This is a genomic window from Agromyces molybdatiresistens (genome assembly GCF_052748445.2).
Genome location: NZ_CM188258.1, coordinates 2,809,154 through 2,822,641, shown reverse-complemented (window position 1 = coordinate 2,822,641; position 13,488 = coordinate 2,809,154). Strand labels below are relative to the sequence as shown.

The following is a 13,488-nucleotide window of genomic DNA, read 5'->3' as shown; positions in this document are numbered from 1 at the left end:
TCCCACCCGGGAACGACGCGAGGGCCGAGCGGATGTCGCATCCGCTCGGCCCTCGTCGTGTCGCCGGGTGGGCGGCCGGCTCAGACCGGCTCGGGCACCCAGTCGCCGGTCGCGAGGTACACGACCTTCTGGGCGATCGACACGGCGTGGTCGCCGAACCGCTCGTGGTAGCGGCTCGCGAGCGTCGAGTCGACGGTGTCGACCGCCTGGCCCTTCCACGTCTCGCCGAGCACCTTGTCGAACACCGAGAGGTGCAGCGCGTCGACCTTGTCGTCCTCGTTGCGGATCGCCTCGGCGAGCTCGACGTCCTGCGTCTCGAGCAGCGTGACGAGCTTGCGCGCGATCTCGACGTCGAGCGCGCCCATCTCGATGAAGGTGGGGCGGAGCGACTTCGGCACCACCTTGTCGGGGAAGCGGTAGCGGGCGAGCTGCGAGATGTGGGTCGCCAGGTCGCCCATGCGCTCGAGCGACGCCGAGATGCGCAGCGCGCTGACCACGATGCGCAGGTCGCGCGCGACCGGCTGCTGGCGGGCCAGGATCGTGATGGCCAGCTCGTCGAGCGCCTGCGCGCGCTGGTCGATCAGGTTGTCGTCGGCGATGACCTCCTCGGCGAGACTCACGTTCGACTCGTTGAAGGCGCGGGTCGCCTTGTCGATGGCCTCCGCGACGAGCGTCGCGATCTCGACGAGGCCGTCCTGAACCTCGCGCAGTTCCTGCTGGAACACCTCACGCATGTGTTTGACCCCTTCGATGGTCTCGGGCTCCCACGACGGGCACGCGGGACGACCGGTCGAAGACCGGCACGCGACATCCTCGCCGTCGAAGGTGAACGGCAGGTGCCGTGCTGCTGAACTCTCATTAACCTACCCCTGCGCGCGGACGCCCCGGGTGAAACGCAGGTGACCGGGGTGGTTATGGTGGTGCCATGGACTCCACCTGGTCGGTGCTGGTCGCGCTGACCTTCGGCATCCTCCTCGGGGCCGGGTTCACGGTCGTGCTCCACATGGCCGAGCGCCGCGGCCAGAGCGCAGCTCGCGTGGTCGCACCGACCATCCCCGACGGCGTCGACCAGGTGCTCGACGTGCTCGAGTCGGCCGGAGTCGTGCTCGACCCGTCCAACAACGTGCTCCGCGCCTCGCCCGGCGCGCTCGCCATGGGGCTCGTGCGGAACCAGATGCTCGCGCACCAGCAGCTCGTCGACCTCGCCGCCGACGTGCGGAGGACCGGCGAGCCGATCGCGCTCGACCTCGAGCTGCCGCGCGGGCCGTTCGGCGACGCGACGATCCGGCTCCAGGTTCGCGTCGCCCGGCTCGGCACGCGGTTCGTCCTGCTGCTCGCCGACGACCGCACCGAGGCGCACCGCCTCGACGAGGTGCGACGCGACTTCATCGCGAACATCAGCCACGAACTGAAGACCCCGATCGCCTCCGTGAGCCTCCTCGCGGAGGCGCTCGACCAGGCCGCCGACGAGCCCGACCAGGTCCGCCGGTTCGCCGATCGGCTCGGCGTCGAGTCGACGCGCCTCGCGCACATCACGGGCGAGGTCATCGAGCTGTCCCGACTGCAGGCGCGCGACGCGCTCCGTCGCGACGAACTCGTCGACGTCGATCGCGTGGTCGCCGCCGCGGTCGACCAGAACCGCGTGGTCGCCGCAGCCAGGGGCGTCGACGTCGCCGTCCGGGCGAAGTCCCGCGCCGAGGTCTACGGCGACGAGGCGCTCCTCGTCGTCGCCCTCCACAACCTCATCTCCAACGCGATCGCCTACTCGAGCGAGGGCGGGCGCGTCGGGGTCGGGGTCGTCGTCGACGACGACGCCGTCGAGATCTCGATCGCCGACCAGGGCATCGGCATCGCCCCGGAGGACCTGGACCGGGTGTTCGAGCGCTTCTACCGCGTCGACCAGGCCCGATCCCGGAACACCGGCGGCTCCGGCCTCGGCCTCAGCATCGTGAAGCACACCGTCCAGAACCACGGCGGCGACGTGCGCGTCTGGTCGCGCCCGGGCCGGGGCTCGACGTTCACGATCCGCCTCCCGCTCGCGGAGCGACCGATCGCGCGCGAGGTCCCCGAGGCCGTCGAGCCGACCTCCGCCGGGCCCGCGTCCGTCGCCGAGGACACCAAGACCCGTATCGCCGCGGCACTTCCGGCCGCGCCATCCCGAGGAGACCGAGAGTGACCCGCATCCTGCTCGTCGAGGACGAGATCGCGCTGAGCGACCCGCTGAGCTTCCTGCTCGAGCGCGAGGGCTACGAGGTGGAGGTGGCCGCTGACGGCCTCGCCGCGGTGGCCGCATTCGACCGGGAGGGCGCCGACCTCGTGCTGCTCGACCTCATGCTCCCCGGCCTGCCGGGCACGGAGGTCTGCCGCGAGATCCGGCAGCGCTCGAACGTGCCGATCATCATGCTCACCGCCAAGGACTCCGAGGTCGACATCGTGGTGGGCCTCGAGCTCGGCGCCGACGACTACGTGACCAAGCCCTACTCGACCCGCGAGCTGCTGGCGCGCATCCGCGCGGTGCTCCGCCGCCGCATCGAGCCGGAGGACCTCGACGACGCGATCATCGAGGGCGGTCGGGTGCGGATGGACGTCGATCGCCACACCGTCGAGGTCGAGGGCGAGCCCGTCGCGATGCCGCTGAAGGAGTTCGAGCTGCTCGAGCTCCTCATGCGCAACGCCGGGCGCGTGCTCACGCGCGGCCAGCTCATCGACCGGGTGTGGGGCAGCGACTACTTCGGCGACACCAAGACCCTCGACGTGCACATCAAGCGCATCCGTTCGAAGATCGAGGTCACGCCCTCCGAGCCCGTGCAGCTCGTGACCGTGCGCGGGCTCGGCTACCGCTTCGAGGCCTAGCGGTACGAGAGGAGCGGATGCCGCCGGCTCGCGCCGCGGCATCCGCTCTCGTGGCTTCAGGCCCGGGTGGGACGCCCCCTACGGGACGAGGTCCTCGTATTCGGGGAGGCGGCCGTCGAGGACGGGCACGTTGATCTCGACCCCCTCGGCGCTGCCGGCCTGGAGGTAGACGGAGATGAGGCCGCCGACCTCGGCGTCGAGGTTCTCGATGAGGAGCGGCTCCTCCTCCGCGGTGCCGAGCGAGACGGTCTCGCCGCCGTCGACGTCGATCTCGAAGGTGTCGCCCTGGTCGACGAGCTGGACCGAGAGGGTCTCGTCGTCGGTGGTCGGGTTCGTCACGGACATGACGAGGTTGCCCTCCTCGCCGTCGTCGCTCACGATGAGCACGTTGCGCACGTCGAGCCCGCCGACGTCGGCCGAGACTCCGTCGCTCGGGTCGTACTTCTCGGTGGTGGCCTGGTAGGTGATCATGGCGCAGCCGCTGCCGCCGATGGCGATGCCGAGAGCCAGAGCGGCGGATGCCGCAAGACGCGCCTTCACAGAACCTCCAAGGACGAGCGTGCGCGCAGCGGAATGCGACCCGCGCGCGTGGGATCGAGACGAGTGTAGCCTACGGCGTCGACGCCATCCGGGAGGGGAGCGAACCTTAGCACTACCTCGGTGTGATATCCTGAAAGTTGCCGAAAGGACGTCTATTCATGCTGTTTGAGGTTGGCGAGACCGTTGTCTACCCCCACCACGGAGCCGCGACGATCGTCGAAGTCAAGAAACGCATCATCAAGGGCGAAGAGAAGCTCTACCTCAAGCTGAACGTCACGCAGGGCGACCTCGTCATCGAGGTTCCCGCCGAGAACGTCGACCTGGTCGGCGTGCGTGACGTCATCGGCAAGGAAGGCCTCGACAAGGTCTTCGAGGTGCTCCGCGCCCCCTTCACCGAAGAGCCGACCAACTGGTCGCGCCGCTACAAGGCGAACCTCGAGAAGCTCGCCTCGGGCGACGTGATCAAGGTCTCCGAGGTCGTGCGCGACCTGTGGCGCCGCGATCAGGACCGCGGTCTCTCGGCGGGCGAGAAGCGCATGCTCGCGAAGGCCCGCCAGATCCTGATCTCCGAGCTCGCGCTCGCAGAGAAGACCGACGAGGAGCAGGCTTCCACCGTCCTCGACGAGGTGCTCGCCTCCTAGGCCGAGCTCGTTCGACGATCGCCGCCTGCGCTGACGCGCACGGCGGCGATCGTCGTCTCCCGGACGTCCCGGACCGGGGCGATCGACCCGCGTCGGTCGGGGGTCGGGCGGCTACGGTGGAGGGGTGAACGACTCCACCGTCGCCGTCATCGTCGTCGCCGCCGGCTCCGGCACTCGACTCGGGCATCCGGAACCCAAGGCCCTCGTCCCCCTCGGCGGCGACACCATCCTCGGCGTCGCATTGGATGCCGTGCTCGGCATGCGCGAGGCGCCCTACGTCGTCGTGGTGGCTCCCGCCGACCGCGTCGACGAGGTGCGGGAGCGCTGCGTGCCGCGCGCGGCCGCGGCATCCGTCGACCTCGTGGTCGTCGCGGGCGGCCTCACCAGGCAGGAGTCCGTCGCACGCGGCATCGCCGAGCTCCCGCGCGAGGTCGAGGTCGTGCTCGTGCACGACGCCGCGCGCCCGCTGGCGCCCTCGCAGGTCTTCGACGAGGTCGCCGCAGCGGTCGAGGGGCGTGGGCGCGGGATCGTGCCCGGCCTTCCCGTCGTCGACACCGTCAAGCGCGTGGACGCCGAGGGGCACGTCCTCGAGACGGTCGACCGTTCGGAGCTCGCCGCGATGCAGACGCCCCAGGGCTTCCCGCGGGAGGTGCTCGAGTCGGCCTACGCGTCGGCGGGCGCCGAATTCACGGATGACGCGGCGCTGGTCGCCGGCGCAGGGGTGGCGGTCGACGTGGTGCCCGGCGATGCCCGCGCCTTCAAGATCACGGTTCCGTCCGATCTGCACCGGGCGGAGCAGCTGCTCACGGAGCGGGCCGCAGCGGCATCCGCCGCAGCGACGCGGGCCGAGCCCTCGAGCCGGCGCGCGCTGCCCGCGCACGCCGCGACGCCGCGAGTCGGCACCGGCATCGACGTGCACGCCTTCTCCGACGATTCCGAGACGCCGTTGTGGCTCGCCGGCCTGCGCTGGCCGGGGGAGCGCGGACTCTCCGGCCACAGCGACGGCGACGCGGTCGCGCACGCGATCTGCGACGCGCTGCTCGCGGCGGCCGGCCTCGGCGACATCGGCGGCATGTTCGGCACCGCCGATCCGCGGTTCTCGGGCGCGCACGGCGAGGTGTTCCTCGGCGAGACCGTCCGCCGGCTCGCCGACGCGGGGTGGCGAGTGGGCAACGTCTCCGTCCAGGTCGTCGGCAACCGCCCCAGGCTCGCGCCCCGCCGCGCCGAGGCCGAGGAACTGCTCACCCGCATCGTCGGCGCGCCCGTGAGCGTCGCCGCGACGACGACCGACGGACTCGGCTTCACCGGCCGCGGTGAGGGCGTCACCGCGATCGCGACCGCGCTCGTCGTGCCGTCCTGAAGTCGCGCCTGACCGGTCGGGCGGGCACTCCGCCGGTACGCTTGACGGGTGACGCTGCGACTCCACGACTCGAAGGCCCAGGCCCTGCGTGACTTCGTGCCCCTCGAGGAGGGGCACGTCGGCATGTACGTCTGCGGACCCACGGTGCAGTCGAGCCCGCACATCGGGCACCTGCGGAGCGCACTCGTGTACGACATCATGCGGCGCTGGTTCCTCGCGCGCGGGTACGCGGTCACGTTCGTGCGCAACGTCACCGACATCGACGACAAGATCCTGAACGCCGCCGCCGAGGAGGGCATCGGCGAGCAGTGGTGGTCGCTCGCGTACAAGGTCGAGCTGGAGTTCACCGCCGCCTACAACGCGCTCGGCATCCTGCCGCCGACCTACGAGCCGCGCGCGACCGCGAGCGTGACGCAGATGCAGGAGATCATCCGGCGGCTCATCGACCTCGGACACGCCTACGCGGCGCCCGACGGCTCGGGCGACGTGTACTTCGACACGGGCAGCTGGCCGTCCTACGGCGAGCTCACCCGTCAGGCGCGGGAGAACATGGAGGCGGCCGCCGACTCCGACCCGCGCGGCAAGCGCGACCCGCGCGACTTCGCGCTGTGGAAGGGGCACAAGGCGACCGAGCCGCGCTCGGCCGGGTGGGCCTCGCCGTGGGGGCCGGGCCGGCCCGGATGGCACATCGAGTGCTCGGCCATGGCCGCGCGCTACCTCGGGCCCGAGTTCGACATCCACGGCGGCGGCCTCGACCTGCGCTTCCCGCACCACGAGAACGAGCTCGCCCAGTCGACCGCGGCCGGTGACGGCTTCGCGCGCTACTGGGTGCACAACGGACTCGTGAACATCGGCGGGCAGAAGATGTCGAAGTCGCTCGGCAACTCGGTCTACGCGTCCGAGCTCACGGTGCTCGCCTCGCCGCTCGCCGTCCGGTACCTGCTCGGCCAGGCCCACTACCGCTCGACGCTCGACTACTCGCCCGACTCGCTCGCCGAGGCCGAGGCGGCGGTCGATCGCATCAGGACCTTCCTCACGCGGGTCGACCGGCGCCTCGCCGGCACGCGCTACGCCGGCGAGGGGGCGGATGCCACGTGGCCGGACGCCTTCGCCGAGGCGATGGACGACGACCTCGGCGTGCCCCAGGCGCTCGGCGTGCTGCACGAGACCGTCCGCGCCGGCAACCAGGCGCTCGACGGCGAGGACCTCGCGACCGCGGCCGACCTGCGCGGGCAGGTGCTCGCCATGGTCCGGGTGCTCGGGATCGACCCGACCGACCCGGTCTGGTCGACGGATCCCGGCCCGGCGGCCACCGCGCTCGACACCCTCGTCGCCCGGCTCCTCGACGATCGCCGCGCTGCGCGCGAAGCGAAGGACTGGGCCGCCGCCGATCGCATCCGCGCCGAGCTCGCGGACGCCGGGATCACCATCGAAGACAGCCAGACCGGAACGCATTGGAGCCTCACGTCATGAAGGGCAGTAGCGGAAAGCCTCGCGCGGGAGCCGTGCGCAAGAAGGGCAAGGGCCAGAAGGTCGGGACCGGCGGCCACAGCCGCAAGGCGCTCGAGGGCAAGGGGCCGACGCCGAAGGCGGAGGATCGGCCGTACCACCAGGCGCACAAGCGCAAGGCGGCGGCCGAGCGTGCGGCGGCGAAGTCCGGTGGGCGCGGCGGGCAGCGCCCCGGCGCCCCGAGAGGCGCCTCCGGTGCCGCGCGTCGGGCGAAGTCGGGAGACGAGTCCGAGATCGTGACGGGCCGGAACGCCGTCGTCGAGGCGCTGCGGACCCGCATCCCCGCGACGACGCTCTACATCGCGGCGCGCATCGAGATGGACGACCGCGTCAAGGAGTCGATGAAGATCGCCACCAACCGCGGCATCCCGATCCTCGAGGTGATGCGCCCGGAACTCGACCGGCTCGCGGGCGAGGGCGGCGTGCACCAGGGCGTCGCGCTCAAGGTGCCGCCGTACGAGTACGCGCACCCGGTCGACCTGCTCGACGAGGTCGTCGACTCCGGCGAGACGCCGCTCTTCGTCGCGCTCGACGGCGTGACGGATCCGCGCAACCTCGGCGCCATCATCCGCTCGACCGCCGCCTTCGGCGGCCAGGGCGTCATCGTGCCGCAGCGCCGTTCGGTCGGCGTGACCGCCTCGGCGTGGAAGACCTCGGCGGGCGCGGCGGCGCGCGTGCCGGTCGCGATGGCCTCCAACCTCACGCAGACGCTGAAGGCGCTGAAGGAGCGCGGCGTGTTCGTGCTCGGCCTCGACGGCGATGGCGACGTCTCGCTGCCCGGCCTCGACTTCGCCGACCGGCCGATCGTCATCGTCGTCGGCTCGGAGGGCAAGGGCCTCTCGCGCCTCGTCACCGAGACGTGCGACGCCGTGGTCTCGATCCCGATCTCGGCGGCGACCGAGTCGCTGAACGCGGGCATCGCGGCCTCCGTCACGCTCTACGAGATCGCGAAGCTGCGGGCCGACTCGGCCGGGTAGCCCGCGGAGCGCCATCGCCCTGGGTGCGGCGAACGGGAAGCGGGGGGAGTGGGGCCCGATACGGGGCGCTCCGCCTCCTCCCCGACCACCGGGGGCGTCAGACCTTGAGGCGCCAGTCGCCCTCGTCGTCGGGGTCGTGCACGGGCACGGCGGACGTGTCGGGCGCCACCGCGGGCATCGCGGTGGTGATCGCCTCGGTCGGCGGGCCGATCACGGTGGCCTCGTCGCGTCGGTGGCGCAGCACGTCGTTGATGTACGAGGTCAGCGCCTCGGCGAGCGGGATGTCGTGCCCTTCCCGTTGCGCCAGGTACCACCGGTGCTCGAGCAGCTGGTGGAACACCTCGGCCGGTTCGAGCTTGCCTCGCAGCTCCTGCGGGACCGCCCGCACCACGGGTTCGAACACGCGCATGAGCCACTCGTGGGCGACCATCTCCTCGTCGGCGTCCTTCCGGTACGCCGCCCGGTAGGAGTCGAGGTCGTTGAGCAGGCGCCGCGCCTGGTTCTCGCCGGCGTCGAGGCCGGTCAGGCGCAGGAGGCGCCGCTGGTGGTGGCCGGCGTCGACGACCTTCGGCTGGATGCGCAGCGTCGTGCCGGACTCGTCCGTGCGGATCGCCAGCTCCTCGATGTCGAACCCGAGGTCGTTCAGCCGGTTGACGCGCTCGTTGATTCGCCACCGGTCGGCCATGCCGAACGACTCGCTGCCGGTGAGTTCCTTCCACAGGTTGCGATAGGCGTCGACGATGCCGTTGGAGATGTTGACGGGGTCGAGTTCGTCGGCGACCCGGCCGCCGGCCTCGAGGTCGAGCAGCTCGCCCGCGATGTTGACCCGGGCGATCTCGAGGTCGTTCTCGCGCTGGCCGTTCGACAGGCCGCCCTCGTAGAGCTTGCCGGTCTCGGCGTCGACGAGGTAGGCGGCGAACGCGCCCGCATCGCGTCGGAACAGCGTGTTCGAGAGCGAGACGTCGCCCCAGAAGAAGCCGATGATGTGCAGCCGCACGAGCAGCACCGCGAGCGCGTCGACGAGGCGCGTTGCGGTGTCGGGCCGGAGCGTCTGTGAGAACAGCGCACGGTAGGGCAGGGAGAAGCGGAGGTGCCGGGTGACGAGGACGGGCTTCAGGCCCTCCCCGTCGGCATCCGTGCGGTTGGTGATGACGGCCACCGGCTCGACGCACGGGATCTCGAGGCGCTGCAGCGTCCGCAGCATCTCGTACTCGCCCTCGGCCATCTCGGCCGTCGTCTCCTTGATGGCCACCACGTGACCACTCAGGTGCGCGAAGCGCACGAGGTGGCGCGAGATGCCCTTCGGCAGCGCAGCGATGTGCTCGCTCGGCCAGGCTTCGAGGGGGAGGTCCCACGGGAGGTCGAGCAGTGCGGGGTCGGTCGACGCCGACGTGATCGAGAGTGTGCCGCTCATCAGGGACAGCGTACCGGGGAACGACGAAGCCGGCCGGGCCGAGGGCCCGACCGGCTTCGTGGACGACCGGAGGTCAGCTGGCGACGGCCGACTTCAGCAGGCGCTCGCCCGACTCGGCGTCGAACACGTGCACATGCTTCGGGGTCGGCATCAGGTAGACCGTGTCGCCCGCGAACGGGTGGCTGCGGCCGTCGACGCGCGCGACGATGTCGGTCCGCTTGCCCTCGATCTCGGAGTGGCCGTACAGGTAGCCGTCGGCGCCGAGCTCCTCGACGAGGTCGACCTTCACCTCGAGGCCCTCACCCTGCGTGTTCGAGACCTGGATGTCCTCGGGGCGGACGCCGATCGTCACGATCGGGCCCGAGGCGGAGGCGAGCGCGTCGCGCTCGACATCCACGGTGGCCGTTCCGAACATCACGCCGCCCTCGACGACGTCCGCGTGGAAGAGGTTCATGGCCGGCGAGCCGATGAAGCCCGCGACGAACACGTTGCTCGGCCGCTCGTACAGCTCGCGAGGGGTGCCCACCTGCTGGAGGACGCCGTCCTTGAGCACCGCGATGCGGTCGCCCATCGTGAGCGCCTCGGTCTGGTCGTGCGTGACGTAGACCGTGGTGACGCCGAGACGGCGCTGGAGCGACGCGATCTGGGTGCGGGTCTGCACGCGGAGCTTCGCGTCGAGGTTCGACAGCGGCTCGTCCATGAGGAACACCTGCGGCTGGCGCACGATCGCCCGGCCCATCGCGACGCGCTGGCGCTGACCACCCGAGAGGGCCTTCGGCTTGCGGTTCAGGTACGGCTCGAGGTCGAGGAGCTTCGCGGCCTCGAGGACGCGCGCGGCACGCTCGTCCTTGCCGACGCCCGCGATCTTGAGCGCGAAGCCCATGTTCTCGGCGACGGTCATGTGCGGGTACAGCGCGTAGTTCTGGAAGACCATCGCGATGTCGCGGTCCTTCGGCGGCACGTCGGTGACGTTGCGGTCGCCGATGAAGATGTTGCCCTCGTTGACCTCTTCGAGGCCCGCGAGCATGCGGAGCGACGTGGACTTGCCGCAGCCCGAGGGACCGACGAGGACGAGGAACTCGCCGTCCGCGATCTCGAGGTCGAGCTGGTCGACGGCGGGACGGGTGCCACCGGGATAGAGGCGGGTGGCCTTGTCGAACGTGACTGACGCCATGGTTCTGTTCTCCTTCACCGGCAGGTACGTGCCGGACGATCCGTAGTGAATGGAAACGCCGACCTCGATGTCGACGCCCCCTCAGTATGCCATGGGTTCGCGGCGCCCCATCCGCGCGGCGTCGGCGGCCGCGCCGTCGGCCGCGTCGTCCGATGATGCGGGCGGAGGGCGCGTGCAGCGCGCGTCCGGGCGCCGTTTGGGCGATTCCCAGTGATCGCTCCTACACTCTTCGGTGCGTGCGCCTGCATGCACGCGCGCCCCCACAGCGACCCGGAGTTGACCCACGATGAGCACTGGCGGATCAGAGCCACGCCCCACCCGCAACCAGCGACGCGAAGCGGCTCGCGAGAAGGCCCGCGTCCTTCGCGAGGAGCAGAAGAAGCGCGAGCGCCGCAACCGGTTCCTCATCCAGGGCGGCGTGGTCGTCGCGATCGTCGCGGTCGCGGCCCTGATCGGCACGCTGATCTTCAACAGCATCCGTCCCGAGGGGCCGGGCCCGCAGAACATGGCGAGCGACGGCATCCTGCTCGTCGGCGGCGAGAACGGCATCGAGCCCGTCCAGACCCCGGCGATCCCCGCGGGCGGCGAGCCGACGGCCACCGTTCCCGACGAGAGCGGCACGGTCGCGAACATCGTCGTCTACCTCGACTACCTGTGCCCGTTCTGCGGCCAGTTCGAGACGACGAACTCCGAGACCATGCGCACCATGGTCGAGCAGGGCGCGGCGACCCTCGAGATCCACCCGATCGCGATCCTGACCAACAAGTCCGCGGGCACCCAGTACTCGCTGCGCGCCGCGAACGCCGCGGCCTGCGTGGCGGAGGAGTCGCCCGAGGCCTTCTTCGACTTCAACGCGCTCATGTTCGAGAACCAGCCCGAGGAGCTCACCGCCGGCCTCACCAACGACGAGATCAAGGAGCTCGCCGCCGAGGCGGGCGCCGCCTCGTCGGTCGACTCGTGCATCGACGACACGACCTTCAAGAGCTGGGTGCAGGATGCCACGGAGCGCGCGCTCACCGAGCCGATCCCGAACTCCGAGCTCGCGTCGGTGACCGGCACCCCGACCGTGCTCGTCAACGGCAAGCAGTACGTCGGCTCGCTGGAGGACCCGGCCGAGTTCCAGGCGTTCGTGCTGCAGGCGACCGGCGAGAGCTACTCGGAGTCCGAGGCGACCCCGACGCCGACGCCCACGCCCGACGCGGGCTGAGCTCCGACCTCCGATCGCACGACGACGGCCCGGCCGACCGGCCGGGCCGTCGTCGTGCGTGCCGGCGCCACGGCTCGGTAGGATGTCAGGGTCCCATGCCGGCTTGGCGCAATTGGTAGCGCACCGCTCTTGTAAAGCGGTGGTTACGGGTTCGAGTCCCGTAGCCGGCTCGATGTCGAGATCCTCCGGCGGTCCCGACCCGGTCGCGGTGTCGCACTCGCCCGAGGCGTCGACCGATCCGGTCGCGCACCCGCATCACCACGCACATGCCGAGTCGTCCCGCGTGCCCCTGTGGGTCGCGATCGCGCTCACGGTCGTCACCGGCGGATTCGTCGCGCTGCAGTCCCGGGTCAACGGCGAGCTCGCGCGTGCGCTCGACGACTTCTCGGTGGCCGCGGCGATCTCGTTCGGTTCCGGACTCGTGATCCTGCTCCTCATCACCGCGGCCTGGCCGGGGGGTCGCCGCGGCGTCGCTCGGCTGCGCGACGCGGTGCGCGCGCGGCGGATCGCATGGTGGATGCTCCTCGGCGGCGTCGCGGGCGCGTGGTTCGTGGCCACGCAGGGGCTCTCGGCGGGTGTGCTGGGCGTTGCCCTCTTCACGGTGGCGATCGTCGCCGGCCAGACGATCGGCGGCGTGGTCTTCGACGTTGTCGGTCTCGGCCCCGGCGGTCGCCGGCCGCTCAGCCCGACCCGGGTCGCCGGTGCGGCGCTCGCCCTCGTCGCGATCGGCTGGGCCGTCTCGGCGCAGGTCGCGGAGGCGGTGCCGCTCCTGCTCATGCTGCTGCCGTTCTCGGCCGGCGTCGGCGCGTCGTGGCAGCAGGCGATGAACGGCCGCGTCCGCACCGCGTCGACGAGCGCCCTCGCGGCGACGCTCACGAACTTCCTCGTCGGCACCATGGTGCTCCTCGTCGTGATGCTCGTGCACGCGGCATCCGTCGGTTGGCCGACCGCGTTCCCGACCGAGCCGTGGCTCTACGCCGGCGGCGCGATCGGCTGCGTGTTCATCGCCGCGCAGGCCGTGCTCGTGCGCCGCGTCGGCGTCCTCGTGCTGGCGCTCGGCCTCGTCGCGGGCCAGCTCGCCACGGCGCTCGCGCTCGACCTGCTCGTGCCGACCTCGGCGCGGCCGGTCGGGTTCGCGACGGTCGGCGGCACGGTCCTCGCGCTCGTCGCGGTCGCGCTCGCGAGCATCCGGTGGCGCCCGGCGCGCCATCTCGCGGCCGAGTCGACGTCCGCGACCACGTTCGACGGGTCCGGTCCGATCACGCCAGCGCGCTGAACCGCTCCTCGACGCGAGCGCCGGCGCGGCGCTGGGGCCGGTCGGCGGCGCTGCGGCCGCCGACGTACAGCCAGCCGAGCAGGTGCTCGCCCTCACCGAGCCCGTGCATGCGGGCGACGGCCGGATGCCGCGTGAACGGGCCGGTGCGCCACATGACGCCCCAGCCGGCGTCGTCGAGCAGCAGTGCGAGCAGGTGGCCGACCCCGGCCGCGCACGCCTCCTGCTCCCATGCGGGCACCTTCGGGTGCGCCCGCACGACCGCGACCAACGCGAGCAGCAGGGGAGCGCGGAGCGGCTTGGCCGCGAGCTTCTCGGCGGCCGCGCCCTCGAGGCCGGATGCCTCGGCGAGCGCCGCACCGAGGTCGGCACGCGCGTCGCCGCGCAGCGCGATGACGCGCCACGGTCCGAGGGCGGCGTGGTCGGGAACCGTGGCGGCGGCTCGGAGCAGGTCGGCGAGCTCGGAGTCCGTCGGCGCGGCATCCGTCACCTTCGGCCAGGAGCGGCGCGCGAGCACCGCCTCTCGGACGGCGGACACGC

13 protein-coding genes and 1 tRNA gene are annotated in these 13,488 nt (G+C 71.7%); 9 read left to right on the top strand and 5 right to left on the bottom strand.

The window, feature by feature from the left end:
• Window positions 1-80: 80 nt before the first annotated feature.
• Window positions 81-734 carry a phosphate signaling complex protein PhoU gene (gene phoU, locus ACULK2_RS13015; protein ID WP_445968292.1) on the bottom strand — a complete coding sequence of 218 codons (654 nt, stop codon included), beginning with the start codon at window positions 732-734 and terminating at the stop codon, window positions 81-83.
• Between the two features lie 191 nt (window positions 735-925).
• Here phoU and ACULK2_RS13010 point away from each other — a divergent pair, with 191 nt between their 5' ends.
• Both ACULK2_RS13010 and ACULK2_RS13005 read left to right on the top strand, forming a co-directional pair.
• Window positions 926-2,176 (top strand): sensor histidine kinase, encoded by a 1,251-nt coding sequence (locus tag ACULK2_RS13010; RefSeq protein ID WP_445968291.1) that lies wholly within the window; start codon window positions 926-928, stop codon window positions 2,174-2,176.
• Window positions 2,173-2,853 carry a response regulator gene (locus ACULK2_RS13005; RefSeq protein WP_445968290.1) on the top strand — a complete coding sequence of 227 codons (681 nt, stop codon included), beginning with the start codon at window positions 2,173-2,175 and terminating at the stop codon, window positions 2,851-2,853. The genes ACULK2_RS13010 and ACULK2_RS13005 overlap by 4 nt, the downstream gene beginning before the upstream one ends.
• 78 nt (window positions 2,854-2,931) lie before the next feature.
• Here the strand turns inward: ACULK2_RS13005 and ACULK2_RS13000 are convergent, their stop codons facing one another.
• Entirely contained in the window at window positions 2,932-3,393 is a 462-nt protein-coding gene (locus ACULK2_RS13000) for a hypothetical protein (RefSeq protein ID WP_445968289.1), read from the bottom strand.
• Window positions 3,394-3,551: 158 nt separating this feature from the next.
• On the opposite strand from ACULK2_RS13000, the gene ACULK2_RS12995 reads away from it, so the two are divergent.
• The 4 genes from ACULK2_RS12995 (at window position 3,552) to rlmB (ending at window position 7,880) form a co-directional block, all read left to right on the top strand.
• Window positions 3,552-4,034 carry a CarD family transcriptional regulator gene (locus tag ACULK2_RS12995; RefSeq protein ID WP_067948714.1) on the top strand — a complete coding sequence of 161 codons (483 nt, stop codon included), beginning with the start codon at window positions 3,552-3,554 and terminating at the stop codon, window positions 4,032-4,034.
• Window positions 4,035-4,158: 124 nt separating this feature from the next.
• The gene (gene ispD, locus ACULK2_RS12990; RefSeq protein ID WP_445968288.1) at window positions 4,159-5,394 is read left to right on the top strand and encodes a 2-C-methyl-D-erythritol 4-phosphate cytidylyltransferase; all 1,236 of its coding nucleotides are present in this window, start codon (window positions 4,159-4,161) and stop codon (window positions 5,392-5,394) included.
• Window positions 5,395-5,442: 48 nt separating this feature from the next.
• The gene (gene cysS / locus ACULK2_RS12985) at window positions 5,443-6,867 is read left to right on the top strand and encodes a cysteine--tRNA ligase (protein ID WP_445968287.1); all 1,425 of its coding nucleotides are present in this window, start codon (window positions 5,443-5,445) and stop codon (window positions 6,865-6,867) included.
• Entirely contained in the window at window positions 6,864-7,880 is a 1,017-nt protein-coding gene (gene rlmB, locus ACULK2_RS12980) for a 23S rRNA (guanosine(2251)-2'-O)-methyltransferase RlmB (RefSeq protein ID WP_445968286.1), read from the top strand. The genes cysS and rlmB overlap by 4 nt, the downstream gene beginning before the upstream one ends.
• Window positions 7,881-7,977: 97 nt before the next feature.
• Here rlmB and ACULK2_RS12975 read toward each other — a convergent pair whose 3' ends face one another.
• Together ACULK2_RS12975 and ACULK2_RS12970 are read right to left on the bottom strand one after the other, a co-directional pair.
• Window positions 7,978-9,294: a DUF4032 domain-containing protein gene (locus ACULK2_RS12975; protein WP_445968285.1), complete on the bottom strand. Its 1,317-nt coding sequence runs from the start codon at window positions 9,292-9,294 to the stop codon at window positions 7,978-7,980.
• Between the two features lie 73 nt (window positions 9,295-9,367).
• Entirely contained in the window at window positions 9,368-10,468 is a 1,101-nt protein-coding gene (locus tag ACULK2_RS12970) for an ABC transporter ATP-binding protein (protein ID WP_445968284.1), read from the bottom strand.
• A 286-nt stretch (window positions 10,469-10,754) separates the two neighbouring features.
• Between ACULK2_RS12970 and ACULK2_RS12965 the strand changes: the two genes are divergently transcribed.
• From ACULK2_RS12965 to ACULK2_RS12955, 3 genes are all read left to right on the top strand, one after another.
• On the top strand, window positions 10,755-11,675 hold the full coding sequence (locus tag ACULK2_RS12965; RefSeq protein ID WP_445968283.1) for a DsbA family protein: 921 nt from the start codon (window positions 10,755-10,757) through the stop codon (window positions 11,673-11,675).
• Window positions 11,676-11,772: 97 nt separating this feature from the next.
• Window positions 11,773-11,845 (top strand) — tRNA-Thr (locus ACULK2_RS12960).
• Window positions 11,846-11,847: 2 nt separating this feature from the next.
• Window positions 11,848-12,951, top strand: coding sequence for a DMT family transporter (locus ACULK2_RS12955; protein WP_445968282.1), 1,104 nt, complete (start codon window positions 11,848-11,850; stop codon window positions 12,949-12,951).
• Here the strand turns inward: ACULK2_RS12955 and ACULK2_RS12950 are convergent.
• The gene (locus ACULK2_RS12950) at window positions 12,935-13,486 is read right to left on the bottom strand and encodes a nitroreductase family protein (protein ID WP_445968281.1); all 552 of its coding nucleotides are present in this window, start codon (window positions 13,484-13,486) and stop codon (window positions 12,935-12,937) included. The two genes, ACULK2_RS12955 and ACULK2_RS12950, sit on opposite strands and share 17 nt — an antisense overlap.
• Window positions 13,487-13,488 lie beyond the last annotated feature (2 nt).

What these genes read in the sequence shown, in the direction of transcription:
- phoU (WP_445968292.1), bottom strand. Translation starts at nt 734, where the DNA reads ATGCGTGAGGTGTTCCAGCAGGAACTGCGCGAGGTTCAGGACGGCCTC.
- ACULK2_RS13010 (WP_445968291.1), top strand. Translation starts at nt 926, where the DNA reads ATGGACTCCACCTGGTCGGTGCTGGTCGCGCTGACCTTCGGCATCCTC.
- ACULK2_RS12995 (WP_067948714.1), top strand. Translation starts at nt 3,552, where the DNA reads ATGCTGTTTGAGGTTGGCGAGACCGTTGTCTACCCCCACCACGGAGCC.
- rlmB (WP_445968286.1), top strand. Translation starts at nt 6,864, where the DNA reads ATGAAGGGCAGTAGCGGAAAGCCTCGCGCGGGAGCCGTGCGCAAGAAG.
- ACULK2_RS12975 (WP_445968285.1), bottom strand. Translation starts at nt 9,294, where the DNA reads ATGAGCGGCACACTCTCGATCACGTCGGCGTCGACCGACCCCGCACTG.
- ACULK2_RS12970 (WP_445968284.1), bottom strand. Translation starts at nt 10,468, where the DNA reads ATGGCGTCAGTCACGTTCGACAAGGCCACCCGCCTCTATCCCGGTGGC.
- ACULK2_RS12965 (WP_445968283.1), top strand. Translation starts at nt 10,755, where the DNA reads ATGAGCACTGGCGGATCAGAGCCACGCCCCACCCGCAACCAGCGACGC.
- ACULK2_RS12955 (WP_445968282.1), top strand. Translation starts at nt 11,848, where the DNA reads ATGTCGAGATCCTCCGGCGGTCCCGACCCGGTCGCGGTGTCGCACTCG.